The following is a 24,127-nucleotide window of genomic DNA, read 5'->3' as shown; positions in this document are numbered from 1 at the left end:
CGTGCCGTGGGCGAAAGCCGGTGTTCATCCGGAGAACCTTGACCCAACGCAACATCTCAGCGATGCCCGCCGGACGGTTCGACGTCTGGCCCGATCGTCCGCTAGAGTGCTACCTGCACCGCCGAGAAGCGCGGAGCAGCGCGGACGTGGCTCAGTTGGTAGAGCATCACCTTGCCAAGGTGAGGGTCGCGGGTTCGAATCCCGTCGTCCGCTCGGGAGCAGAGAGGCTTGAGGTCCGTCCCCAGCGGCCTCCCACGGCGGAGTGGCCGAGTGGTTTAGGCAAGGGCCTGCAAAGCCCTGTACGCGGGTTCGATTCCCGCCTCCGCCTCTGATCCTTTCGCGGGCGATTAGCTCAGTGGGAGAGCGCTACCTTGACACGGTAGAGGTCACTGGTTCAATCCCAGTATCGCCCACCGCGAGAAACGTTTTGGCTGTCCTATGAGGGCCACCCGTCACGGGTGGCCCTCTGCGTGTGCGACGGCCGGTGGGCGGTGGGCCGCCCGGAAATCCGGCGATGGGCCCGGCCGCCCGCCGCGCCCATCGCCGGACGAAGCCGGGTCAGCCCGGGCCGGGCGAGGACGCCTCGTCCCCCAGCAGGAACGACGTGATCCCGTCCACAAGGCCCGCCGCCGCCCGGGCCCGCCAGGCCGGGTCGGCGAGCTCGGCCGCATCGGTGCGGTTGCGCATGTTGCCGCACTCCAGGAAGACCTTCGGCACCCGCGAGAGGTTGAGCCCACCGAGATCGGAGCGGATCGTCATACCATCCTCGCCCAGGTAGTCCGCCAGTGGCTGCCCGGTGGCCCGGCCGAAGGCGGATCGCACCATCGCCGCAAGACGTGCCGACGGGGCGAGGATCGGTGCGTTGGCCCGGTCCGGGCTGAGCGCGGGCGCGATGACATGAAAGCCGCGCCCGTCCGCCGGTCCCCCGTCGGCATGTATCGACACCACCGCGTCGGCCGAGGTCCGGTTGCCGATGCGGGCCCGCTCGTCGATGCACGGGCCCACCCCGGAGTCGTTGTCGCGCGTCAGGATCACGCTCGCGCCCCGGGAGCGCAGAATGGCCGCCGCCCGCCCAGCGACGTCGAAGGTGAAGGCGTGCTCCGGGTAACCACTGTCGGTCTCGGCGCCGACGGTGTCGCATTCCTTGTCGAAACCGCCGGCCGGAACCCGCCGGTTGATCGACCCCGCGGCGGCGCCGTTTCCTCCGTTGTGCCCGGGATCGAGAACGACCTTCCGGCCGGACAGGGCGGTTGGTGAGGTCCCGTCCACGCCGGGCCGGGGGCCGGGTGCGCCCGCCCCGGCGGACCCGCCCACCACGAGATGCAGAGCCACCCCGGCGACCAGGGCCACGGCGACCAGGGCCACGGCGGCCGCACCGACAATCCGAAGCAGGATCGATGGTCTGATCCGTGCCGGCATTCGGTGTCTCCCGCCTACGGAGGGGGCCCGTCCCCACCGGAAGTGACCGTACGCGGTCGGCTGCGCGGCGCGCGTACGGGGGCCGCCCGGGCCCGGCCGTCAGCCGGTGACGAAGTCGATCAGTCGTTCCACCGCGCCGAGCAGGCCCACCTCAAGGTCGGTGTAGCTGTCCACCGAGGCCAGGATCCGGCGCCACATCTGCGCCGGGTCCTCCACACCGAGGGCCTGACAGACCCCTTCCTTCCAGGGCTGGCCGCGGGGAATCTCGGGCCAGCGGGGAATGCCGACCGACGCCGGCTTCACCGCCTGCCAGATGTCGATGTAGGGATGACCGGTCACCAGGACGTGGTCACCGGCGACGGAGGCGGCAATCCGGCTCTCCTTCGACCCCGGGACGAGATGGTCCACCAACACGCCGAGCCGGCGGCCGGGCCCCGGGCGGAACCCCGCGACCACCGACGGCAGGTCGTCGACCCCGTCCAAGCTCTCCACCACCACCCCCTCGATGCGCAGGTCGTCACCCCAGACCCGCTCGACCAAGGCGGCGTCGTGCAGACCCTCCACGTAGATACGGCTCGCCCGCGCGACCCTGGCCCGGTGGCGGGGCACCGCCACGGACCCGGACGCGGTGCGCGCCGCGGGGGCCGGGGTCCCGCGGCGGGGGCGCACGAGGGTCACCCGCGCGCCCTCGATCAGAAAGGCGCCGGGTTCCAGGGGGAAGACCCTCCGGATGCCGTGGCGGTCCTCCAGCGTCACCCCACCGTTCTCGCTGCCTACCACAGCCCCGCAGAAACCGGTGGCCACGTCCTCGACCACGAGGTCACGCTCGAGCTCGACCTCCGGCGGGCGCACCGGGCGCGGGCGGGCGGCGGGAGCCAGGACGTCCGGCCCGTAGTCTCGACTACGCATCCTGCGAACCTAAGCCGACACACCATCATGATCAGGGATATCGACGCGGGCGTGTCGAAAATGTGACAGTGTGGTCGTACCGAACGGACGGGTACGCCGGGACAGGCGGGCGTATCGGAACAAACGGGTGCATCGAGATGAACGGGTACATCGGGACAGATTGGTACACCGGGAGAGGTGGGTACACCGCGACGCGAGGGCGGAGCGCGGCGGAGGGGACACGACGATGAGTCAGCGTTACGGGCCGGGGACCGCCCTGCTGATCGTGGACGTGCAGAACGACTTCACCGATCCGGCCGGCAGCCTCTACGTGGCCGGCGGTGAGCAGATCATCGCCGGGATCAATGCGGAGATCGCCGCGGCGGTGGCCGCCGGCTCCCCGGTCTTCTACAGCCAGGACTGGCACCCGCACGAGACCCCGCACTTCGTCACCGGCGGCGGGATCTGGCCGCCGCACTGCGTCGGGGACACCCCCGGCGCCCAGTTCCATCCCGACCTGATCGTCAAGGGTGAGGTGATCCGCAAGGGGGTCGACGGCAGCGACGGCTACTCGGCCTTCTCGGTGCGTGACCCGGCATCGGGGCGGCGGGCCGCCACGGTGCTCGGTGAACGGCTGGCACAGCTGGGCGTGTCGAGGGTGGTGGTCGTCGGGCTGGCCGGCGACTACTGCGTCCAGGAGAGCGCGCTGGACGCCCGGCTGCGGGGCCTGAAGGTGCTGCTGCCACTCGACCTCACCAGGTTCGTCAACCTGCGCCCGGGCGACGACGAGCGAGCCGTGGCACGCCTGCGGGACGCCGGCGTTCTGGTCGGGTGAGAAGCCGGACCAGACGAGCCCGAACCGCCGGTAGCGGTCGAGCCCGAACTGATCGTGGAGCTGTCCTCGGCGGTGGAGACTGACCAAGAGCCGATCGGACCATGCGGTCGGTCAGGCCGCGCAGTCCCGGCAGATCATCCGTCGCTCGTCCACGAGCTGGCTGCGGTGATGCACCAGGTAGCACTGCGTGCAGGTGAACTCGTCGGCCTGGCGCGGCAGCACGCGGACGTTCAGCTCCTCGCCCGACAGGTCGGCGCCGGGCAGGCCGAGCTCGGTTTCGAACGGATCAACGTCGTCACCGAGATCAGCCGCCGCGTCCGCCCGCCGAGCCTTGAGGGCCTCGAGGCTCTGCTCCGAGGCGTCCTCGATGTCAGCTGTACGAGGGGTGTCGTAATCGGTGGCCACTGAAGTAACTCCCAGAGAAGTTGTGCGTAGTCGTGCGCAACCCACAACGCACGACCGCCGGGGTATGTGCCCGTCAGACCCGCGCTACCCCGATGTGGGCTTCACCACACCCTCGGCCCTCAGACGCCCCGGAGAATCCCCTGGCCTTGACCGACGACGTTGCCGCACTGATCTTCCGCAGCCCAGGAGCCTCGTCCACCCCGCCAGCCCGCCCGGCCGACGTCCGGCAGCTCTCCCGCGGCAGCCGGACGGCACGGCCGGCGCCCCGGTCACCTGGCTGCCCCCACCCGGCTACCCGGTCCGGCGCAGCCAGGTGACCGGGGCGCCGTGGGCGCCCCGGCGCAGCGGTTCGAGCACGTCGTCCCAGGCGGTTCCGAGCAGCCGGTGCAGGCCCCGGGAGAGCGTCTCCCGGGCTTCCCCCCGTTCCAGCAGAGCCCGCAGCGCCGCCTCCCCCACGACGACGTCCCCGTTCGCGGCGATCGCGGCGCGGTGCAGCCCTAGCTCGGGGGTGTATGAGTACCGCTCGGCGTCACACCCTGGTGAGGGTCCCTCGACGGTCTCGAACGTGACATGCCCGAGCCGGCGCAGCGCGCCAGCCACCCGCCCCGCGGTAGCAGGCGACGCCCGCCACTCCAGCCCGGCGAAGAGAAATCCGGGCATGCCGGGCTGCGCCGTCCAGGTCAACGACACTGGCGACGACAGAACGCCGGACACGGTGAACTCCAGGTGCGGGCACAGCGCCGGCGGACAGGCGAGAACCGCCAGCTTGCCCGGCACGGCGAAGGACGACGAGCCGGATGACAGCTCACGAGCTGTCGGGGACATTGCGACCACGCGGGACCTCCGTCGACGAGGAACGCCTTCCCCTGCGCCCGTCGACCCGCCCCCGTTCGGCTGAGTGAATCGTCCCATGGTCCGGCTCAGCGGACTAGCCCTACCTCCTCCTGAAGTATCACTAAATGGCCGGAAGTCTTGTCCGCACCAACCATTGGTGACGGGCTCGGGATGGGCCGATCGGGCAGGTCATCCGAGGAGGCGGGTCACCCGAAAAGATCAGGCGACGACGGCCGACGAGCCGCCGGACCGCCGAGCCGCCGGACCGCCGGGCCGGGAGACCCGGGAGTTACGAACCGGTTGACGGAGGTCCCGCGGACGGGCCCTCGGAGGGCGCGGGACGGGTCCCGACGGTCTTGTCCGCCTGGTCCGCACCGCCGAACAGGCCACCGAGGCCGCCGAGGGCGGTGGTCAGCTCGCTGGGCACGATCCACAACTTACTCGCCTGCCCCTGGGCGATCCGCGGCAGCGTCTGCAGGTACTGGTAGGCCAGCAGTTTCTGGTCCGCGTCACCCTCGTGGATCGCCCGGAAGACGGTGTCGATCGCCTGGGCCTCGCCCTGAGCGGTGAGGATCTGCGCCTCCCGCTCCCCCTCGGCCCGCAGGATCGCGGCCTGCTTCTCCCCCTCGGCCCGCAGGATCTCGCTTTGCTTGACGCCTTCCGCGGTCAGGATCGCGGCCCGGCGGTCCCGCTCGGCCCGCATCTGCTTCTCCATCGAGTCCTGGATGGACTTCGGCGGATCGATGGCCTTGAGCTCCACCCGGTTGACCCGGATTCCCCACCTTCCGGTGGCCTCGTCGAGCACGCCGCGCAGCTGCCCGTTGATCTGGTCCCGCGAGGTGAGGGTCGCCTCCAGGTTCATCCCACCGATCACGTTGCGCAGAGTGGTGACGGTCAGCTGCTCGATCGCCCGGATCACGTTCGCGATCTCGTAGGTCGCCGCCCGCGGGTCGGTGACCTGGAAGTAGATCACCGTGTCGATCCCGACCACCAGGTTGTCCTCGGTGATCACCGGCTGCGGCGGGAAGCTGACCACCTGCTCCCGAAGGTCGATGCGGTCACGGACCCGGTCGACAACCGGGACCAGGATCGCGAGGCCCGGCGTCAGCGTGCGGTGATACCGGCCCAGCCGTTCGATGACCATCGCGCGCGCCTGCGGCACGATGCGCACCGCCCGGACCAGAAAAATCAGTAGGACCACCGCGATCACCGCGGCGGCGATCACTCCTGCCATGGCGTACCCCTCACTGTCAGCCCCCTCGATGTCGGCCGTCCCGATGCCGGCCGGTTGAAGGCCGGCCGGCCCGATGTCGGCGCTGTCACATCCACTGGCATCGCCGGGGGCGCCGGGGCCCCGGTCGTCAGAGCTCGAAACTGTGGACGATGGCGGTGGCACCATCGATGCGCAGCACCCGCGCCTCGCTGCCGGCCTCGAGCACGGTGGTGGTGGGGTAGGACCGAGCCGACCAGATCTCTCCTTTGATCTTCACGCGACCCCCGCCGCCGTCGACCCGCTCCACCACCATCGCGCGCTCTCCGACGAGCGCGTCGGCACCCGTGAGCAGGGGCGGCGTACGTTGCAGCTGACGCTTCGCCACCGGACGCAGTCCCAGCCCAAATCCACCCGCCGCGACCACGAAGGCGACGATCTGCCAGACCAGATCGACGCCGAGCAGCGCGACACCGGCCCCGATGAGCGCGGCCAGCGCGAACATCGCCAGCGTCAGGTCCAGCGTCAGTAGTTCGCCGACGACCAGGGCGCCGGCGATGACGATCCAGATCGTCCCGTCGGACATGACTCCATGATAGACTGCGGCGTTCAGCAGGCGATCAAAGAATCTTCAAGGATCGCAGGCCCCGCGAACCCGGGATGAAGCGACCCCGGCCCGCGAATACCGTTCGGCCCGTAGGCTTCGGTCGTATGTCACAGGTATGGCCCGGCAGCCCCTATCCCCTGGGCGCCACATACGACGGATCGGGCACAAATTTCGCGATCTTCTCCGAGGTCGCCGACCGGGTCCAGCTGTGCCTGTTCGACGACGCGGGCAACGAGGAGCGGATCGACCTGCGGGAACGGGACGCCTTCGTCTGGCACGCCTACCTTCCCACCGTGGGACCGGGCCAGCGCTACGGCTATCGGGTCCACGGGTCCTACGACCCCGCCCGAGGGCTGCGCTGCAACTCCACCAAGCTCCTCCTCGACCCGTACGCGAAGGCGGTCGACGGGGAGGTCGCCTGGGACCAGGCGGTGTTCCCCTACACCTTCGGCGACCCCGACAGCGTCAACGACGCCGACTCCGGCCCCCACATGATGAAGTCGGTGGTAATCAGCCCGTTCTTCGACTGGAACGGGGACCGCCCGCCACGCCGGCCCTACAACGAGTCGGTGATCTACGAGGCGCATGTCCGGGGGCTGACCAAGAACCATCCCGGCCTGCCGGAGGAGTACCGCGGGACCTACGCGGGAGTCGCCCACCCGGTGATGATCGACCACTATCGCAAGCTCGGCGTGACCGCGATCGAGCTGCTGCCGGTGCACCAGTTCGTCCATGACGAGCATCTGGTCAGCCGCGGGCTGCGCAACTACTGGGGCTACAACTCCATCGCGTTCCTGGCGCCGCACAGCGGCTACTCCGCCTCCGGCGGCCACGGCCGCCAGGTGCAGGAGTTCAAGGGAATGGTCAAGAACCTGCACGAGGCCGGAATCGAGGTGATCCTCGACGTCGTCTACAACCACACCGCCGAGGGCAACCACATGGGTCCGATGCTGTGCTTCCGCGGCATCGACAACAGCGCCTACTACCGGCTCGTGGACAACCGTCCCCAGTACTACATGGACTACACGGGCACCGGCAACAGCCTGCGGGTACGACACCCGCACGTGCTACAACTGATCATGGACTCGCTGCGTTACTGGGTCACCGACATGCACGTGGACGGGTTCCGGTTCGATCTCGCGGCGACCCTGGCCCGGGAGTTCTACGACGTCGACCGGCTGTCATCGTTCTTCGACCTCGTCCAGCAGGATCCGGTGGTCTCCCAGGTCAAGCTGATCGCGGAACCGTGGGACCTCGGCGAGGGCGGTTACCAGGTGGGGAACTTCCCCCCGCTGTGGACCGAGTGGAACGGTAAATACCGCGACACCGTCCGCGGCTTCTGGCGCGGGCAGGACCACGGGATCGCCGAGTTCGCCTCCCGGCTGACCGGATCGAGCGACCTGTACGAGAACAGCGGGCGCCGGCCGTGGGCATCGATCAACTTCATCACCGCGCACGACGGGTTCACCCTGCACGACCTGGTCTCCTACAACGAAAAACACAACGAAGCCAACGGCGAGGACAATCGGGATGGCTCCGACGACAACCGGTCGTGGAACTGCGGAGTCGAAGGGCCCACCGACGACCCGACCGTCCTGTCCCTGCGCGCCGCGCAGACCCGTAACCTGCTGACGACGCTGTTGCTGTCCCAGGGGGTGCCGATGCTGGTCGCCGGAGACGAGATGGGACGCACCCAGCAGGGCAACAACAACGCGTACTGCCAGGACAACCCGATCTCCTGGCTGGACTGGTCCGACGCCGAGCGCAACGCCGACCTGATCGAGTTCACCGGCATGCTGTCAAGGCTGCGCCATGATCATCCGATCTTCCGCCGCCGCCGGTTCTTCCAGGGCAAGTCGCTGCGCGGGCAGGGCGGCACGACGCACGGCGCGGCCGAGGCGGTCACCGGCGGGCAGGCGGGCGGCCAGGACGCGGACGGCAGTGGCGGGCGCTCCGGCGACGACCCCGCCGTCAAGGACGACCCCGCCGTCAAGGACATCGCCTGGCTCCGCCCGGACGGCACGGAGATGTCCGACAGCGACTGGGAGTCCGGGACGGCGCGATCACTCGGCGTCTACCTCAACGGTGAGGGGATACCGGACCCCGACGCGCTGGGCCAGGCCATCATCGACGACTCGTTCCTGCTGTTCTTCAATGCCCACCATGAACCGGTCGGGTTCCAGGCGCCGGCGACCAGTTTCGGCAGTTCGTGGGAGATCGTCGTCGACACCCGGGCGTCGACGGCCGAGGTCGACGCCCGGCTCAGCGACACCGCGCTGCTCCACTCGGCCCTCGATCCCGCGAGCATGGGAAGGGCCGTGAAGGCCGGCGATCCCATCGAACTCGACGCCCGCTCGACCGTCGTGCTGCGCCGTGTCAGCTGACCCGACGCACCCCGACGGGGGGTACGGCGCCGACCGGGTGGTACCGACCGCCACCTACCGGCTCCAGCTCAACCTGGACTTCTCCCTCACCGATGCGGCGGTCGTCGTCCCCTACCTGGCCACGCTCGGCGTCTCCCACCTGTACCTCTCGCCCGTGCTGGAGGCCGCGCCCGGCTCGACCCACGGCTACGACGTCGTCGAGCACGGGCAGATCAATCCCGAGCTGGGGGGAGCCGGCGGGCTGCGCCGGCTCGTCGCCGCGTGCCGCAAGGCGGGACTCGGCCTGATCGTCGACGTCGTCCCCAACCACATGGCGATCGCCCCGGAAACGACGAACGCGGCCTGGTGGTCGGTGCTGCGCGAGGGACCCGAATCCCCCTACGCCAGCTGGTTCGACATCGACTGGGCCTCCCCCGACAACCCCGGCCGGGTGTTGGTGCCGATCCTGGGCGCCGGGCTCGCCGACTGCCTGGCGGCCGGGGAGATCTCCGTCGAACAGGACGAGGACGGCGACTGGGTCGTCGTCTACTACGACCACGTGCTGCCCGTCGCCGCGGGCACCGCCAACCCCGACGACGTCGCCGCGACCCTCGACGCGCAGTTCTACCGGCTGTGCTGGTGGCGGGTCGCCGCGACCGAGCTGAACTACCGGCGGTTCTTCGATATCACGACCCTGGCGGCGCTGCGCCAGGAGGACCCGGACGTGTTCGCCGCCACGCACCGGATTCTCATCGAACAGGTCCGCGCGGGGACCTTCGACGGGCTGCGCATCGACCATCCGGATGGGCTCGCGGACCCGGAAGATTACCTGCGCCGGCTGTCGGAGGCCACCGGCGGGGTGTGGACCGTCGTCGAGAAGATCCTGGAGGATGACGAGGCGCTGCCGGACACCTGGGCCTGCGACGGCACCACCGGCTACGAGGGGATCGGCCGGCTGACCCGGCTGTTTCTCGACCCGATGGCGGGTCATCCCCTCGCGGTGCTCTACGGCGAGATCACCCGTGCGGACCCCGACTACGAGGCCGAGGCGCGGGCCGCCAAGCTCGACGTCCTCGCGGGCGTGCTCCAGCCCGAGGTGGACCGGCTGACAAGCCTCGCGCTCGGGGAGGCCAGGGAGGCCCGGGCCGACCTCACCCGAACCGGTCTGCACGAAGCGATGTGCGAGATCCTCGCCGCCTTCGACGTCTACCGGGCCTACATCCGCCCAGACGGCACGCCGAGCCTGGAGGCCCGCGGGCACGTGGTCCGCGCCTGCGAGCAGGCCCGGTCCCACCTGCCGGGGCGGGCGACCGAGGTCGATCTCATCGAGGACCTGGCGCTGGGCGGGCCGGCCGAGTTCGTCGTCCGGTTCCAGCAGACCTGTGGGCCGGTGATGGCCAAGGGCATCGAGGACACCGCCTTCTACCGGTATGCCCGGCTGCTGGCACTGAACGAGGTCGGCGGCAACCCCGGCCGCTTCCCGGCGTTCACGACCGGGCACCCACGCAGCGCCGTCACCGAGTTCCACGAGGCGAACCTGTCGGTCCAGCGAAACTGGCCACTGACGATGACCACCCTGTCCACGCATGACACCAAGCGGTCGGAGGATGTGCGGGCCCGGCTCGCGGTGCTGTCTGAGGACCCCCGCGGCTGGGCCGAGGTGGCCGGCCGGCTCGCGCGGCTCGGGGAACGCCACCGCGACACCGAGCAGGGCTGGCCCGACCGGGTCACCGTCTACTTCCTGCTGCAGACCCTGGTCGGCGCCTGGCCGCTGCCCGCCGACCGGGCCACGCAGTACATGCTCAAGGCCGTCCGGGAAGCGAAGACCCACACGAGCTGGACCGACCAGGACCCCGGCTACGAGGCGGCCCTGACGAACTACATCGAGTCAGTGCTGGAGGACGACGAGTTCGTCGGCATCCTGGAGCGGTACGTCGCCACGCTGGTGGAGCTGGGCCGGCAGAACTCGCTGGCCCAGAAGCTGCTCCAGCTGACCATGCCGGGGGTGGCGGACGTGTACCAGGGCCAGGAGCTGTGGGATCTCTCCCTCGTCGATCCGGACAACCGGCGGGCGGTCAACTACGGTGACCGCACCAAGCTGCTCGCCGAGATCGGTGTGGAGTCGACCGCCGAGACCGGTGCGCCGCGGCGCCCGCCGACCCTCGACGACTCCGGCGCGGCGAAGCTGCTCGTCGTCGCCCGGGCGCTACGGACCCGCCGCGACCATCCCGAATGGTTCGGGGCGGACGCGATCTACCGGCCGCTGTGGGCCTCCGGCTCGGCCGCGGAGAACGTCGTCGCCTTCAGCCGGTCCGAGTCCGTCGTCACCGTGGTGCCCCGGCTTGTCCTCGGCCTGCGCCGCGGCGGCGGTTGGCGGGACACCACCATCCCCCTGCCCGAGGGACGCTGGACGGACGTGCTCACCGGCCGCAAGCACGACGGCGGCACCGCCTATGTGCTCCGGCTGCTACGCGACTTCCCGGTGAGCCTGCTCGTCCGCGCGTAGCACGCGGCAGGCCGGCCCCGGCCAACATCTGGTGGCCCGCGGCCGGGCTGGCAGGGGCGGCTCACGGCTGGGTCGCCTGCCTCTCACCGACCCTGAGCCAGACCGTTCAGCCGCCCGTGCGTTCCACCGCGCGTGCGGCAAGGTCCCGGCAGCCGCAAGATGGTCCCTAGGTCATGGCAAGACCCTGGTCCCAGGCTCCTGGCAAATGACATCGCGCACCGGCTCACGCCCGTCATGTTGCAATCCCTCGTAGGGATCATGAGGACCTGGTGGTGGCCCACCCGCCGGTTCGTCATGGTCATGTTGCAATCCCTCGTAGGGATCATGAGGACCTGGTGGTGGCCCACCCGCCGGTTCGTCATGATCATGTTGCAATCCCTCGTAGGGATCATGAGGACCCGAAAATCAACGCGCAGGTGGGACGGCGTGTCGTAGGCCCGGCGGAGGGGCGGGAGTGCAGCGAACCTCCGGTCGAACATCACGACAGCAAAATCATGGCATAACGGTGCCATACGATCAAGATGTGGAGGCATCGCGCGGCGGCTGCCCTCCCCTCCGGGGACTACCTCGCTGCCATCTCGGTGCCATCCGGCTCGGCATGCCGGGCAGCCGGGCGCCTTCGGCCGGGGACCGATGTCGTCACCATTGTCGCCGTCACGGCGTGTCCGACGGCTCTGGCAGGTAGACAAGACCGATGAGCACCCTGCGGCTGTGGGCCCCTGAGGCGAAGACGGTCAGCCTGGTCGTGGCGGGCTCCGCCGGCGACTCGACGCACGAGATGACCGCCGGGAAACGGGGGTGGTGGTGGGTCAACGTCCCGTCCGCGAAGCATGGCACGGACTACGCCTTCCTGCTCGACGACGGCAGCGAGGAGCTGCCCGACCCCCGATCGGCCTGGCAGCCGGGGCCGCTGGGGGTTCACGGCCGGTCGCGGCTGGTTGACCACTCGACCTTCCCCTGGACCGACGGGACCTGGCGGGGCATCGCGCTGGCCGGCAGCGTGCTCTACGAGCTGCACGTCGGGACGTTCACCCCGGAGGGCACCTTCGACGCGGCCATCGGCAAGCTCGACCATCTCGTCGAGCTCGGCATCGACGCCATCGAACTGCTGCCGGTCAACGCCTTCCCGGGCCGGCACGGCTGGGGTTACGACGGCGTCGGTCTGTTCGCGGTGCACGAGCCCTACGGCGGCCCGGACGGGCTCAAGCGCTTCGTCGACGCCGCGCACGCTCGCGGCCTCGGCGTGATCATGGACGTCGTCTACAACCATCTCGGTCCGGACGGCAACTACCTCGGCCGCTTCGGGCCCTACTTCACCGACCGCTACAGCACTCCGTGGGGCCCCGCGGTCAACCTCGACGCCCCCGGCTCCGACGAGGTCCGCACGTTCATCATCGACAGCGCCCTGTCCTGGCTGCGCGACTACCACTGCGACGGGCTGCGTCTCGACGCCGTCCACGCCTTTCAGGACAGCCGGGCACTGCACCTGCTGGAGGAGATCGCCGAGGCGGTCCACCGGCTCGGCGCCCAGCTGCGCCGCCCGCTGTTCGCCGTCGCCGAGTCGGACCTCAACGACCCGAAACTGGTCGCCGCACCCGAGGCCGGCGGGTACGGCCTGGACGGGCAGTGGTGCGACGACATCCATCACGCGCTGTGGGCAACCCTGTCCGGCGAACGGCAGGGGTACTACGGGGACTTCGGTTCGATCTCGACCCTCGCCCACGCGCTGACCAGTGGGTTCGTCCACGACGGCGGCTACTCGACGTTCCGCGGGCGCTCCCACGGCCGGCCGATCCCCCCGACCACGCCCGCCTACCGGTTCGTCACCTTCCTGCAGAACCACGACCAGATCGGCAACCGGGCCGCCGGCGACCGGGCGTCAGCCACGCTCAGCGACGGCCTGCTCCGGATCGGTGCGGCCCTGCTGCTCACCTCGGCGGTCACCCCGATGCTGTTCATGGGCGAGGAGTGGGGTGCCCGCACCCCCTGGCAGTACTTCACCGACCACACCGCCCCCGGGCTGGGGGACGCGGTGCGGGAGGGTCGGCGCGCCGAGTTCGCCGCCCACGGCTGGGAGCCGCAGGACGTTCCCGATCCCCAGGACCCGGCGACCTTCCAGCAGTCGAAACTCGACTGGTCCGAACCAGGCCGGGAGGGTCACTCCGACCTGCTGGACTGGCACCGCCGGCTGATCGCGCTGCGTCGCCGGCTGCCGGCGCTGACCGACCCGGCGTGGTCCTCGGTCGCGTGCACCTTCGACGAGGAGGCCCGCTGGCTGGTGGTCCGTCGCGGCGACGTGGCGATCGTCGTGAACCTGGCCGCCGAACGGCAGGCCGTCCCCCTCGACGGCGTCCCGTTCGACGCCCCGGCCGCATCCGCCCACGGGTTCACCTACATGCCGGGACGGGTGGAACTCGACGGCGAGTCGGTCGTGATCATCCGCCTGCTCCCCCCGGTCGAGCCGACCGCTGGCTGACCTGTCCGCGCACCAGCCCTCAGCGCACCAGCCGTCAGCGCCGGGTGTGGTCCCTGGACAGCACGAAATAGAGTCCGCCCAGCACCGCCAGCCCCACCAACAACACCATGACGAGCAGCACGACGTAGGTTCCCATGCACCCATGGTCGCAGGCCTCGGCACAACCGCCAGCGGGTCGTCCACGCCCGGAACGGCGAACAGATACTCCGGCCGGTCCGGCGTCCGGACCGCAGGCTCCGACACCCCACTCGGGTGCGTCAGCCGCACGTTCGGGCCGCCGCACCCGGCCGGGTGCGTCAGCCGGGCAGCATCCCGGCGACGCGGCCCGCGGTGTCGTTCCCCGCCGCGGCGTCCCGGGCCAGCGCGCTCAGCCGGGACATGGCCCGCTGGTACTTCTTGCGATGCGGCCCGGCGAGCAGCTCCGCTCCGAACAGCTCCCCGAAGGGCACGCCGGAGGCCACGACCGGGATCGACCGGTCGTAGAGCCGGTCGGCGAGGACCACCACCCGCAACGCCACCGCCTGATCCTCGACCGGCACGACCCGGTGCAGGCAGACCAGGGTGACCCCGGCCACGAGCGCGCCGTACCGGGAGGGGTGCAGCCCGGCGAGGTGCTCGCACAGCGCGGCGAATCCGTCCTCGGTCGCCCCCTCCACGGCAGCCGCCCGCGCGCCGACCTCGTCGTCGGTACACGGCGGGGGCGCGGCCGGAAGACCCCGGTGCCGATAGTCCTCCCCGTCCACCCGGAGGATGTCGAAGCTGGCCGCCAGACCCTGGATCTCACGGCGGAAGTCGGCGGCGGCGAACCGACCGGCACCGAGGTCCTCCGGCTGGGTGTTGCTCGTCGCGGCCAGGTGGACACCGGCCTCGACGAGCCGAGTCAGCAGGCTGGACACCAGCACCGTGTCGCCGGGATCGTCGAGCTCGAACTCGTCGATCGCGACCAGGCGCAGGCCCGCGAGGGCCCGCGCGGTCGCGGCGAATCCCAACGCGCCGACCAGGGAGGTCAGTTCTACGAACGTGCCATACGCCTTCGGACCGGGCACGGCGTGCCACAGCGAGGCGAGCAGGTAGGTCTTACCGACGCCGAAGCCGCCGTCGAGGTACACCCCCGGCCGCATTCCGGACGGACCGGCGCTTCCGGAACGGCGCGGGCCCGATCCGAACGGACCCGACACCCCCGTCCCCCGGGTCAGGAGCCCGCACAGGCCGCCCTTCCCAGAATGGCCCGCATACCTGGAACGGCTGGAACGGCTGGAACGATCTGAACGGCTGGACCGCCCGGACGAGGCGGTCAACCGGTCGGCGAACGCGGACAGCGCCATGACCGCGGCGGCCTGGCTCGGCTCGGCCGGATCGGGCAGGTAGCCGGCGAACCGGACCGCGTCGAACCGGGGCGGCGGGACGAGCGCCGCGACCAGGTCCCCGGGCGGCACAATCGGCCGGCGATCGACGAGACGCTGCGCCACCCGCCCAGCGTACGGAGACGCCCGTACCCGCCGTCCCGGCCCGCGGTATCGCGGCCGACGTCACAACGACCGCGATACCACAACGGTTGATCGGCCCCGGGCCGGCCATGGGCTCGCCGCCGACCTGGGTTCGCCGCCGATCGGATGACCAGCACCGTCGCCCGTTACAGTCGGCCCGGTGCGACGTATCTTCCCGGTTCCACCCCCGTTCGCCGGTTCCGCGGGGGCCGCCGGGGCGGTGGCCCCCGGAAAGGCCGCGGCGACCACAGACGCCGCAGCGACCACAGACTCCACGGCCGCGGCGGGCGCCGGGCTCGCGAGGAAGGCCATCGAGGACATCGAGGCCGTCGAGGACATCGAGGACATCGAGGACATCGAGGACATCGATCTCGACGAGGTGTACGCCTACCCCCCGTCCGCCGCGCATACCCCCTACATCCGGGCAAACTTCGTGGCCTCGGTCGATGGGGCCGCCGAGGTGGGCGGCCGCTCGGGCCCCCTGGGCGGGGAAGCCGACCTGCGGGTCTTCCGGTTGCTGCGCTGGCTCAGCGACGTGGTGCTGGTCGGTGCCGGCACTGCCCGGACGGAGAACTACGGGCCGGTGGTCATCCCGCCCGAACGGAGGGAGCGGCGCGTCGCCGCGGGGCTCGCGGCGGTGCCCCCGATCGCGGTCGTGACCGCGACGGCGGGCTTCGACCCGGGTGCCCGGCTGTTCCGCGGGGAGATCCGACCGGTGCTACTGACCTGCGAGACCGCGCCCCTCGATCGGCGCCGGCGGCTGGCGGCGGTCGCCGACATCGCGATCTGCGGCGGCAGCGCCGTTGAACCCGACCTCGCCGTCCGGGCCCTGGCGGAACGGGGAATGACCCGCATCCTCACCGAGGGCGGTCCGCTGCTGCACTCCCAGCTCGCCGCGGCGGGTCTCCTCGACGAGCTGTGCCTGACGATCGCCCCGGTACTGGCCGGACCGGGCCGACTCGGGATCATGAAAGGCGAGCCGTGGCCGGCACCGGCCGCGCTCACCCTGACCCAGATCCTCGCCGAGGACGACGTCCTGTTCCTGCGTTACCGGCGCTGAACCGGCGTTACCGGCGCTGAACCGGCACCGGCGTCATCCACAGGCGGCCGAACCGGCACCGGCGTCATCCACAGTCGCGTCGCCGCGCGGGCGCGGGCGGGCGGGCCGCTGTTAGCGTCGCCACCGGTAAACCTGATCACGATCTGGGTGGTGTGCGCATGACGGTGCCCGAGGGACGTCGCGCGACGGTGGCCGTCGCCCTGACCCAAGCCCGGCGTGCCCGGCTGGACGTAGCCGCCGCGCTGGAGCGGATCTCGGCGGTCGGTGCCGAGGCCTGGGAGGGTCGTCAGGCCGAGGTCTGGCAACGCCGGATGCGGCGGCTCGCGGCGGAGGCGGCCATGGCCCTCGATCGGTGCGTGCAGGCCTGCGAGACAGCGTTGCAGGTCCGCGAGACAGCGTTCGCCCCGGCGGGCCCCGGCGGGCCGCGGAAGGTCGGCTGACGCGCATGCCCGGACCAAGCGACCGGGTGCTCGTCGACCCCGACCGGATGCGTGTGCTGGTGTCCAGCGTGGCCGAGGCCGGGGATCTGCTGCGCTCCTGGTCCCGCTCCCTCGTCGCGGCGTTGACGGATGCCGGGTTGCCGCCCACCCCGGCGGAACGGCTCGGCGCGCTGGAGGACGAAGTCAAGGCCGAGGTCACCATGCTGCGGCGCCGGCTGCGTCTCGCCGAGGGTGTCGACGACGGGATCGGCATCACGATCAGGCCGACATCCGCCCCGCTTCGGCGGCCGGTGCACCGCGAGGCGCCGGGCATTCCTGGTACCTCCGAGGCGCCCCGCACCTCCGAGCAGGCCGTGGCCGCCGGACGGGCGTTGGCGCACTCGCTGCGGGGGGACGAGCCGGACCGGCACGGATCAGGCCGGCACGGAACGGGCCGGGGCGGAACGGGCGGAAACGCCTCAGGCATGGTCACCCCGCGTGACGCGCTGACCGTGCTGCGGTCCCGGATGAACGATCCGGACTTCGTCCTGGGCTTTCACGACGCGCTGGGACCCGACGGGCTCGCGCGGCTGCTCTACCGGGTGGAGGGACTGTCGCGGGGGCCGATGGTCCACCGTCCACCCGAACCGCTCGGCTTCGACCGGCGGGAGGCCGAACGGATCCTCGGCGCCACCCTGGCCTCCTACAGCCACCGGCGAACTCTCGACGCCGCCTGGCTCGGTCGGTTCAACACCGCCGGGAGGACCGACACGGCCGAGACGGTCCTACTGACCCCCCTGCTCGCCTCGGCCCGCCTCGACAGTGCGCTGCTAGACCGGCTGGGCCGGATGGCCTTCGGACCGGGTGACCGACCGGGTAACGGACCAGGTGACGCCGCGGTCGCCCCGTCGGCGCCGCACGACGTCGGCCTGCTCGCCCCCGCCGCGGCCGGGCCCACGAGCCGGGGCCGACCGACCGTCACCGACTACCAGGGGGTGCTGCTGGACGCCATCGCCGCGACCCCGGCGCTGGCCGCCCGGTTCGCGGCGGACCACATCGACACCATCCTGCGCGGCGCGGCCGTGCTCGCCCTTCCGCTGCCGGTGGATCTCGCGACGGCCCGATCCCTGGAAGATGCCTGGATCCGGCTGGTGGCCGCGGCGGGAAGCCAGGAGAGCCGCCGTGCCGATCCGCGGGCCTCGGCCTCGTTCGTCTCCCGGCTGGCCGGGGCCGTCCAGGCGACCGGTGACCGGCCATTGCTCCTCCGGCTGCGGGCGGCCCTCGTCCCGGCGCTACGGACCTATCGGGACGAGCTCTACGACGCCGTCACCGCCGTGGTCCCCGGTCCCACGGTGGACCCGCAGGCCGGGGCCGCGGCGGCGCAGTCCGCCCTGGTCGAGCTGATCCCGCTCGAGGCGTGGGAGTCGCTGTTGCGGGAGTGCCTGCGCGGCGGGGCGCTGGCCGGTCTGCTCGCCCAGGATGTCACGACCTACGGTCTTCGTCTCGACGACCAGGTGGCCGCCTCGGTCCAGGGCTGGAAAACGGCCCCCGGCGGGTATTCGTCGAGCCCCCTGGCATTGGGCTACCTGCGGGTCGAACGCGCGCAGGCGTTCTTCGCCGGCGCCCTCGCCGATGCGACCGAGGCGGTGCTGCGCGAGCATGCCGACGCGGTCGGCGCCCACCGCCGGCAGCAGGCGGTGCTGCTCGACGTGCTCGGGGAGGTGGGCAAGTCCATCGATCCGACGAACCCACCGGGCACCTTCGTCCATCTGGGCGTCGGGGTCACCGTGGAGATGATCGAGGCCTGGATCCGGGCCCGTTACAGCGACCTGCCGACCACCCGCCCCGCCCAGGTCGTCGCGGACCTGCGAGACGCCTCCCGGGTCCTGCCCGGCTGGGCGGCGGCCTACGAGACCAGCGCCCGCCGGCTCTGGGCCCGCCGGGATCGTGACCCGCTCCGGCCGATCGCGGTGGCCCCCGCCGGCGGGCCGTGCCGCGTCTACACCGGCGATCCGAGGGCCGACGGGTTCATCACCTCGCCGGCGGAGAACTTCCTCGACGCCTCGGGGAATCCGCGTCCGTCCGCGCGGATGACGCCGACCCAGCGGCGTGCCTATGCCGCCTGGCTCGCGAGCCCGGCGATGGTCGCGAACAACGACCGCATCTCGTTCCTCGACGGCCGGGCCGGCAGCCGGGGATCCTCCCTGCCACCGGACTGGGGGCGGCGGCCGGGCTGACCCGGCCCCCGGCTCTCCCCGTCGCCACCGGCTAGATGATCATCCCGGCGCCGAGAGTGGTCCCGGTCGACTCGTCGATGAGCAGCACGCTGCCGGTGTTCCGGTTGCGGCGGTACAGGTCGTAGCACAGCGGGGACGTCGTCCGCAGGGCGATCCGGCCGATGTCGTTCAGACCCAGCGTCTCGACGGTCTCGTCGCGGTGCAGGGTGTCGATGTCGACGCGGTAGCAGATGTCGGTGACCATCGCCCGTACCGAACGGGTGGTGTGCTTGATCCCGATCCGGGCCCGGCGGCGCAGCGGGGCGTCGACCATCCAGGAGACCATCAGGTTGAGTTCCTGGCCGACGGTCGGCTGGTTCATCGGCCGGGCGATCATGTCGCCCCGGGAGACGTCCAGATCGTCCTCGAGCCGGATGGTCACCGACATCGGCGGGAAGGCCTCGTCAACCGGGCCGTCGAACGTGTCGATGCCGACGATCCGCGTGGTCAGCCCGGAGGGCAGGACGACGACCTCGTCGCCGGGCTTGAGCACCCCGCCGGCGACCTGACCGGCGTACCCGCGGTAGTCGTGCAGGTCGTCGTTCCGCGGCCGGACCACCCACTGCACCGGGAAGCGCACATCGATGAGGTTGCGGTCGGAGGCGATGTGGAGCTCCTCCAGGTGGTGCAGCAGCGAGCTGCCCCCGTACCAGGGAGTGCTCGGCGACCGGGAGACCACGTTGTCCCCGCCCAGCGCGGAGATCGGGATCGTCGTGACGTCGACGATCTCCAGTTTCGCCGCGAAGTGCCGGAACTCCTCCTTGATCTTCTCGAAGACGTCCCGATCGAAGTCGACGAGGTCCATCTTGTTCACACAGAGCACCAGATGGGGCACGCGCAGCAAGGACGTCAGGAAGGCGTGCCGGCGGGTCTGCTCGACGACCCCCTTGCGCGCGTCGACGAGCAGCAGCGCGAGGTCGGCGGTGGACGCGCCGGTGACCATGTTGCGGGTGTACTGCACGTGCCCGGGGGTGTCAGCGAGGATGAACGACCGCCGGGGCGTGGCGAAGTAACGGTACGCGACGTCGATCGTGATGCCCTGCTCCCGCTCGGCCCGCAGACCATCGGTGAGCAGCGCGAGGTCGACGTAGCCGTCGCCGCGCTCCCGACTGGTCCGCTCGACCGCGGCGAGCTGGTCGGAGAACAGCGACTTCGTGTCGTAGAGGAGCCGCCCGATCAGGGTCGACTTCCCGTCGTCGACGGACCCCGCCGTCGCGACCCGCAGCAACTCGGCCATCAGAAGTACCCCTCCCGCTTACGGTCCTCCATCGCCGCCTCGCTGACCCGGTCGTCAGCCCGGGTCGCGCCGCGTTCGGTGAGCCGGGTGGTGGCCACCTCGGCGATGACCTCCTCGACGGTCGCCGCGGTTGACTCGACCGCTCCGGTGCAGGTGATGTCGCCCACCGTGCGATAGCGCACCTGCCGGGGCGCCGCCGTCTCACCGGCCAGGGGGCGGGTCAGCGGCGTGACCGCCAGCAGCATGCCGTCACGCTCGAACACGTCCCGGCGATGCGCGTAGTAGATGGAGGGGATCTCCAGCCGTTCCTGGGCGATGTACCGCCAGATGTCGAGCTCGGTCCAGTTCGACAGCGGGAACACCCGGATGTGCTCACCGGGGCGGTGCCGGCCGTTGTAGAGCGACCACAGCTCGGGGCGCTGGTTCTTGGGGTCCCACTGGCCGAACTCGTCCCGGAAGGAGTAAACTCGCTCTTTGGCCCGCGCCTTCTCCTCGTCCCGGCGCGCGCCGCCGAACACCGCGTCGAACTTGTTGTCGGCGATGGCGTCGAGCAGCACCGGTGTCTGTAGCTGGTTACGCGAGGCTCCCGGACGGGTGTCTTCGGTGAGCACGCCCTCGTCAATGGCGGCCTGGACGGAACCGACCACCAGGCGGGCGGCGAGCTCCGCCGCCCGCCTGTCCCGAAACTCGAGGACCTCGTCGAAGTTGTGCCCGGTGTCGATGTGCAGCAGGGGGAACGGCAGCTTCGCGGGCCAGAAGGCCTTCTGCGCGACCCGGAGCATGACGATCGAGTCCTTCCCGCCGCTGAACAGCAGGGCGGGACGCTCGAACTCCGCGGCCACCTCGCGGAAGATGTGGACGGCCTCGGCCTCAAGCATCTGCAGCTGGGTGAGCTCGTAACCCATCACCGGCACGCGAAACCCCCCGTCGAGGCGATGTGTCCCACCAAAGTAGCGGACACGGCGGCCCTGCCGGCGGTTTCGGCGGCATTACGCCCCTCACGGTGGACCCACATCCACGACCGACGCCATCCAGAACAACCATGGATCGACAATCGCCACCCTCCGCGGCCGCTCCGAGCGCACTCCGCAGGCACGCGCCTCAACCGCCGGAGCCCCCCGCGGCGCCGATCGCCCGGAGAACCTCCGATGCCCAGCTCGCAGCACAGATGACCAGGTCGGGCAACAGCGGGTCGGGCTGGTTGTACCGCAGCGGCGAGCCGTCCAGCCGGCTGGTGTGCAGCCCCGCCGACCGCGCGACCGCCACCGGGGCGGCGGAGTCCCACTCGTACTGGCCGCCGGCGTGCAGGTAGATCTCGGCTTCCCCGCGGATGACGGCGCCGGCCTTCGCACCGGCCGAACCCATCGGGACGATGGTGGCGCCCAGTGCCTCCGCGACCTCCGTGACCAGCTGTGGGGCCCGGGTCCGGCTGACCACGATCCGTGGCGGACGCGCCCCGGCCAGCTGCGGCGGCAGCCCGCCCGCGCTGGACAGCGTCAACCCGAGCGCCGGCAGCGCCACCGCGCCCGAGACGAGCTCGCCGGCCTGCCAGAGCGCGACATGCACCGCCCAGTCCGACCTGCCGGGTTCGGCGAACTCGCGGGTGCCGTCCAGGGGGTCGACGATCCAGACCCGCTCCGCGGACAGCCGCGCGACGTCGTCAACGCCCTCCTCGGACAGCACAGCGTCCCGCGGGCGGTGCCGCGCCAACGCCCGGGTCAGGAGCTGATGCGAACGCGCGTCCCCGGCGTCACGCAGGGTCGCGGGTTCGGCGAACCCGACCTCCTCCCTGATCCGCAACAGCAGTTTGCCGGCGTCCGTGGCCAACCGTCGGGCCAGGACGTCGTCATCGAGTTCGTCGGTCGCGATGTCGACCGGCACGGTGGACGGCGGGCGGGTGTCATCGGTGTTCATTGGGATGGAGTCTGTCACCAGCTACCGTCGCAAGTGTGAGTACCACCTCCCATCCCGCCCCCGATCCTGATCACCACCCCAGGTCCGGTGCCAACGGTGCCGCCGGTGTGACCGGCGGATCTGGCAAGTCCGGCGGGTCCGGACCAACCCCCGTCCTGGCGACGCCGGCCCGGGGCGCGGAGCTGACGGCCGCGTCGGTCGCCTGGCCGTCGCTGACCCTGCGCCCGACCCAGCTCGCCGAGCTGGAACTGCTGCTGCTCGGTGCCTTCGGGTCGGAACCCGGTTATCCCGAGGACCCCGAGATCAACGGCGTGCCGGTGCCGACCCTCGTCGTCGGCGCGGCCGAGGCCGAGGCACTGACACCGAGTTCCACGGCGGCCCTGCGGGACACCGAGGGAGTGATGATCGCGGCGCTGCACCTCCGAACGACCATTCCCCTGCCGGACCAGCCGGGGGGGCCGGACGGACCCCGGGTCCGGCTAGTCGGCACGGTCGAGGGCATCCGGCTGCCCCACCACCCCGATCATCCCGGCCTGCGGCTCACCCCGGCCCAGGTCCGGGCCGAGCTGCTCGCCCGAGGCTGGATCAGCCTCGAGGCGGGTTCCGGCGCGTGCTGGGCGGTGTGGGCGGACGGCCTGCTCCACACGGCGGACGTGGGCCGGATCCGGGCGCTGACCCGGCAGGGCAAACGGTGTGTCGTCCTCGCCCCGGTGGGTGGCGCCGATCCCGCGGACGCCGAGCATCACCTGCGGGTCCGTTGCCTGCTCGCCGCTCTCAAGGCGGTTGACGCCCCGTTGCGGGCCGCCGAGGCGACGCTCTCCTCGGAGGCGCTCGCCGCCGACGCGATCAGCCCGCCGGGTGTTGCCGGCCGGCGGTCGGAACCGCCGCCAGACCCCTACCGGCGGCCGAAAGCCGGCGAGGCGGGAACGCCGGAGCACCGCAGCCTGCTGGTCCTCGTTCCGGTCATCCCGTCGGAGGCGCTGGCCACCCCCCGCGAACCGGGCATGAGCGCGACGGTCCTGAAAACATCCGCGAAACCGAGCGACGCGGCGGCAGGGGTACCGGGCCCGGCCACGGCCGTGACGCCCGCCCCCCCAGCGCCGACGGACCTGGCGGACATCGCGTGGGCGGCGGCGGGCGCGGCCTGGACAGGCGTGGAGACGGCGGCGAGCTCCGCCGACGAACTGGCGAAACTCGCCGCCCAGCGGGCGCATCTGGCCAGCTTCTACGGCCTGACCGGCAGCCTCATCGGGCCGGCGATCGGGGCACCCGGGCGGATGGAGCTGGCCTCGCTGCTCGACGCTGGCAACCCGATACCGGCCGAACTGACCCCGCCGACGGTGGCCGCGGAGCTCTCCCGCGCCATCCCACCACGTTCGAAGCGGGGCCTGACCGTGTTTCTCACCGGGCTGTCCGGCTCCGGGAAGTCGACGCTGGCCGGCCTGCTCGTCTGTCGACTGCTGGAATACGGCGGACGCCGGCTCACTTTGCTCGACGGGGACGTCGTGCGGACCCACCTGTCCCAGGGACTGGGATTCTCCCGCGCCGACCGCGATATCAACGTCCGACGGATCGGCTTCGTCGCGGCCCAGGTCGCGGGAGCCGGAGGCACCGCGGTGTGCGCGCCGATCGCGCCGTACGCCGACGTGCGCGCCCAGGTCCGGGGGATGGTCCGGGCCGCAGGCGGCGGATTCGTGCTGGTACACGTGTCCACACCGCTGGAGGTGTGCGAGGCGCGGGACCGCAAGGGGCTCTATGCCAAGGCGCGCGCAGGCGTCCTGCCCGCCTTCACCGGCGTGTCCGATCCGTACGAGACGCCGACCGACGCCGACGTCACGGTGAACACCGCGGAGCTCTCCGCCGAGGACGCCGTGGACCGGATCATCGACCACCTACGCCACGCCGGCTGGCTGACTAGCTGATCATGCGGGCCCCCTAATACGCCCCCTCGCGACGCAGCACGGCGAACACGGTGCGCCAGAGGATGACGAAGTCCATCGCCAGTGACCAGTTCTCGACGTAGCGCAGGTCGAGACGGACCGACTCGTCCCATTCGAGGTCCGACCGGCCGCTGATCTGCCACAGGCCGGTCAGCCCCGGCTTCACCATCAGCCGGCGGTGCACGTCGTCCTCGTAGCGGGCGACCTCCGACGGCAGCGGCGGACGCGGCCCCACCAGCGACATCGTGCCG

At 71.3% G+C, this 24,127-nt stretch carries 19 protein-coding genes and 3 tRNA genes; 11 read left to right on the top strand and 11 right to left on the bottom strand.

Annotated elements, in window-relative coordinates; translation table 11 throughout:
* Positions 1-140: 140 nt before the first annotated feature.
* From BMG523DRAFT_RS04965 to BMG523DRAFT_RS04955, 3 genes are all read left to right on the top strand, one after another.
* Positions 141-213, top strand: a tRNA-Gly gene (locus tag BMG523DRAFT_RS04965).
* A gap of 43 nt (positions 214-256) precedes the next feature.
* Positions 257-328 (top strand) — tRNA-Cys (locus tag BMG523DRAFT_RS04960).
* 13 nt (positions 329-341) lie between these two features.
* Positions 342-413, top strand: a tRNA-Val gene (locus tag BMG523DRAFT_RS04955).
* 145 nt (positions 414-558) lie between these two features.
* On the opposite strand, the gene BMG523DRAFT_RS04950 is transcribed toward BMG523DRAFT_RS04955, so the two are convergent.
* Positions 559-1,419, bottom strand: coding sequence for an N-acetylmuramoyl-L-alanine amidase (locus tag BMG523DRAFT_RS04950; protein WP_011435800.1), 861 nt, complete (start codon positions 1,417-1,419; stop codon positions 559-561).
* Between the two features lie 99 nt (positions 1,420-1,518).
* On the bottom strand, positions 1,519-2,328 hold the full coding sequence (locus BMG523DRAFT_RS04945; protein ID WP_011435799.1) for a DUF3097 domain-containing protein: 810 nt from the start codon (positions 2,326-2,328) through the stop codon (positions 1,519-1,521).
* Between the two features lie 226 nt (positions 2,329-2,554).
* Here BMG523DRAFT_RS04945 and BMG523DRAFT_RS04940 point away from each other — a divergent pair, with 226 nt between their 5' ends.
* On the top strand, positions 2,555-3,142 hold the full coding sequence (locus BMG523DRAFT_RS04940; protein WP_011435798.1) for an isochorismatase family protein: 588 nt from the start codon (positions 2,555-2,557) through the stop codon (positions 3,140-3,142).
* 111 nt (positions 3,143-3,253) lie between these two features.
* On the opposite strand, the gene BMG523DRAFT_RS04935 is transcribed toward BMG523DRAFT_RS04940, so the two are convergent.
* From BMG523DRAFT_RS04935 to BMG523DRAFT_RS04920, 4 genes are all read right to left on the bottom strand, one after another.
* On the bottom strand, positions 3,254-3,547 hold the full coding sequence (locus BMG523DRAFT_RS04935; protein WP_011435797.1) for a DUF4193 domain-containing protein: 294 nt from the start codon (positions 3,545-3,547) through the stop codon (positions 3,254-3,256).
* A 291-nt stretch (positions 3,548-3,838) separates the two neighbouring features.
* Positions 3,839-4,372, bottom strand: coding sequence for a DUF3145 domain-containing protein (locus tag BMG523DRAFT_RS04930; protein ID WP_035732894.1), 534 nt, complete (start codon positions 4,370-4,372; stop codon positions 3,839-3,841).
* Positions 4,373-4,670: 298 nt separating this feature from the next.
* Positions 4,671-5,615, bottom strand: coding sequence for an SPFH domain-containing protein (locus BMG523DRAFT_RS04925; RefSeq protein WP_011435795.1), 945 nt, complete (start codon positions 5,613-5,615; stop codon positions 4,671-4,673).
* A gap of 127 nt (positions 5,616-5,742) precedes the next feature.
* Positions 5,743-6,177, bottom strand: a complete 435-nt coding sequence (locus tag BMG523DRAFT_RS04920) for an NfeD family protein (protein ID WP_011435794.1) — start codon at positions 6,175-6,177, stop codon at positions 5,743-5,745.
* Positions 6,178-6,302: 125 nt separating this feature from the next.
* Here BMG523DRAFT_RS04920 and glgX point away from each other — a divergent pair, with 125 nt between their 5' ends.
* The 3 genes from glgX (at position 6,303) to treZ (ending at position 13,543) form a co-directional block, all read left to right on the top strand.
* A complete protein-coding gene (glgX, locus tag BMG523DRAFT_RS04915; protein ID WP_023840937.1) occupies positions 6,303-8,582 on the top strand; it encodes a glycogen debranching protein GlgX in 2,280 nt (759 codons plus the stop codon).
* A gap of 37 nt (positions 8,583-8,619) precedes the next feature.
* The gene (gene treY, locus BMG523DRAFT_RS04910; RefSeq protein ID WP_035941582.1) at positions 8,620-11,067 is read left to right on the top strand and encodes a malto-oligosyltrehalose synthase; all 2,448 of its coding nucleotides are present in this window, start codon (positions 8,620-8,622) and stop codon (positions 11,065-11,067) included.
* Between the two features lie 694 nt (positions 11,068-11,761).
* Complete coding sequence (treZ, locus tag BMG523DRAFT_RS04900; protein WP_011435790.1) at positions 11,762-13,543, top strand: malto-oligosyltrehalose trehalohydrolase; 1,782 nt, start codon at positions 11,762-11,764, stop codon at positions 13,541-13,543.
* 296 nt (positions 13,544-13,839) lie between these two features.
* On the opposite strand, the gene zapE is transcribed toward treZ, so the two are convergent.
* Positions 13,840-15,012, bottom strand: a complete 1,173-nt coding sequence (gene zapE / locus BMG523DRAFT_RS04895) for a cell division protein ZapE (protein WP_043590540.1) — start codon at positions 15,010-15,012, stop codon at positions 13,840-13,842.
* A 178-nt stretch (positions 15,013-15,190) separates the two neighbouring features.
* Here zapE and BMG523DRAFT_RS04890 point away from each other — a divergent pair, with 178 nt between their 5' ends.
* The 3 genes from BMG523DRAFT_RS04890 to BMG523DRAFT_RS04880 all read left to right on the top strand — a co-directional run bounded on the left by BMG523DRAFT_RS04890 (position 15,191) and on the right by BMG523DRAFT_RS04880 (position 18,746).
* Positions 15,191-16,090 (top strand): pyrimidine reductase family protein, encoded by a 900-nt coding sequence (locus tag BMG523DRAFT_RS04890; protein WP_235462871.1) that lies wholly within the window; start codon positions 15,191-15,193, stop codon positions 16,088-16,090.
* Positions 16,091-16,248: 158 nt separating this feature from the next.
* Complete coding sequence (locus tag BMG523DRAFT_RS04885; RefSeq protein WP_011435787.1) at positions 16,249-16,530, top strand: hypothetical protein; 282 nt, start codon at positions 16,249-16,251, stop codon at positions 16,528-16,530.
* Between the two features lie 5 nt (positions 16,531-16,535).
* The gene (locus tag BMG523DRAFT_RS04880; protein ID WP_051623773.1) at positions 16,536-18,746 is read left to right on the top strand and encodes a hypothetical protein; all 2,211 of its coding nucleotides are present in this window, start codon (positions 16,536-16,538) and stop codon (positions 18,744-18,746) included.
* A gap of 31 nt (positions 18,747-18,777) precedes the next feature.
* Here BMG523DRAFT_RS04880 and BMG523DRAFT_RS04875 read toward each other — a convergent pair whose 3' ends face one another.
* The 3 genes from BMG523DRAFT_RS04875 to BMG523DRAFT_RS04865 all read right to left on the bottom strand — a co-directional run bounded on the left by BMG523DRAFT_RS04875 (position 18,778) and on the right by BMG523DRAFT_RS04865 (position 21,936).
* Positions 18,778-20,022, bottom strand: coding sequence for a sulfate adenylyltransferase subunit 1 (locus tag BMG523DRAFT_RS04875; RefSeq protein WP_011435785.1), 1,245 nt, complete (start codon positions 20,020-20,022; stop codon positions 18,778-18,780).
* Entirely contained in the window at positions 20,022-20,927 is a 906-nt protein-coding gene (gene cysD / locus BMG523DRAFT_RS04870) for a sulfate adenylyltransferase subunit CysD (RefSeq protein WP_023840933.1), read from the bottom strand. The genes BMG523DRAFT_RS04875 and cysD overlap by 1 nt, the downstream gene beginning before the upstream one ends.
* Positions 20,928-21,123: 196 nt before the next feature.
* Positions 21,124-21,936: a 3'(2'),5'-bisphosphate nucleotidase CysQ gene (locus BMG523DRAFT_RS04865; RefSeq protein ID WP_023840932.1), complete on the bottom strand. Its 813-nt coding sequence runs from the start codon at positions 21,934-21,936 to the stop codon at positions 21,124-21,126.
* 35 nt (positions 21,937-21,971) lie between these two features.
* Between BMG523DRAFT_RS04865 and cysC the strand changes: the two genes are divergently transcribed.
* Positions 21,972-23,858 carry an adenylyl-sulfate kinase gene (gene cysC / locus BMG523DRAFT_RS04860; protein ID WP_035958213.1) on the top strand — a complete coding sequence of 629 codons (1,887 nt, stop codon included), beginning with the start codon at positions 21,972-21,974 and terminating at the stop codon, positions 23,856-23,858.
* A 13-nt stretch (positions 23,859-23,871) separates the two neighbouring features.
* Here the strand turns inward: cysC and BMG523DRAFT_RS04855 are convergent.
* The coding region (locus tag BMG523DRAFT_RS04855) for a sugar transferase (protein ID WP_043590537.1) at positions 23,872-24,127 on the bottom strand (256 nt) is incomplete at its 5' end.

Origin of the sequence: Frankia sp. BMG5.23, from assembly GCF_000685765.2 — a bacterium.
Taxonomy (GTDB): Bacteria; Actinomycetota; Actinomycetes; order Frankiales; family Frankiaceae; genus Frankia; species Frankia casuarinae.
This window is presented reverse-complemented; position numbering and strand designations above follow the sequence as displayed.

Coding starts and splice junctions, on each gene's coding strand:
- BMG523DRAFT_RS04950 (WP_011435800.1), bottom strand. CDS start 1,419: ATGCCGGCACGGATCAGACCATCGATCCTGCTTCGGATTGTCGGTGCG.
- BMG523DRAFT_RS04945 (WP_011435799.1), bottom strand. CDS start 2,328: ATGCGTAGTCGAGACTACGGGCCGGACGTCCTGGCTCCCGCCGCCCGC.
- BMG523DRAFT_RS04940 (WP_011435798.1), top strand. CDS start 2,555: ATGAGTCAGCGTTACGGGCCGGGGACCGCCCTGCTGATCGTGGACGTG.
- BMG523DRAFT_RS04930 (WP_035732894.1), bottom strand. CDS start 4,372: ATGTCCCCGACAGCTCGTGAGCTGTCATCCGGCTCGTCGTCCTTCGCC.
- BMG523DRAFT_RS04925 (WP_011435795.1), bottom strand. CDS start 5,615: ATGGCAGGAGTGATCGCCGCCGCGGTGATCGCGGTGGTCCTACTGATT.
- BMG523DRAFT_RS04920 (WP_011435794.1), bottom strand. CDS start 6,177: ATGTCCGACGGGACGATCTGGATCGTCATCGCCGGCGCCCTGGTCGTC.
- glgX (WP_023840937.1), top strand. CDS start 6,303: ATGTCACAGGTATGGCCCGGCAGCCCCTATCCCCTGGGCGCCACATAC.
- treZ (WP_011435790.1), top strand. CDS start 11,762: ATGAGCACCCTGCGGCTGTGGGCCCCTGAGGCGAAGACGGTCAGCCTG.
- BMG523DRAFT_RS04885 (WP_011435787.1), top strand. CDS start 16,249: ATGACGGTGCCCGAGGGACGTCGCGCGACGGTGGCCGTCGCCCTGACC.
- BMG523DRAFT_RS04880 (WP_051623773.1), top strand. CDS start 16,536: ATGCCCGGACCAAGCGACCGGGTGCTCGTCGACCCCGACCGGATGCGT.
- BMG523DRAFT_RS04875 (WP_011435785.1), bottom strand. CDS start 20,022: ATGGCCGAGTTGCTGCGGGTCGCGACGGCGGGGTCCGTCGACGACGGG.
- cysD (WP_023840933.1), bottom strand. CDS start 20,927: ATGGGTTACGAGCTCACCCAGCTGCAGATGCTTGAGGCCGAGGCCGTC.
- BMG523DRAFT_RS04865 (WP_023840932.1), bottom strand. CDS start 21,936: ATGAACACCGATGACACCCGCCCGCCGTCCACCGTGCCGGTCGACATC.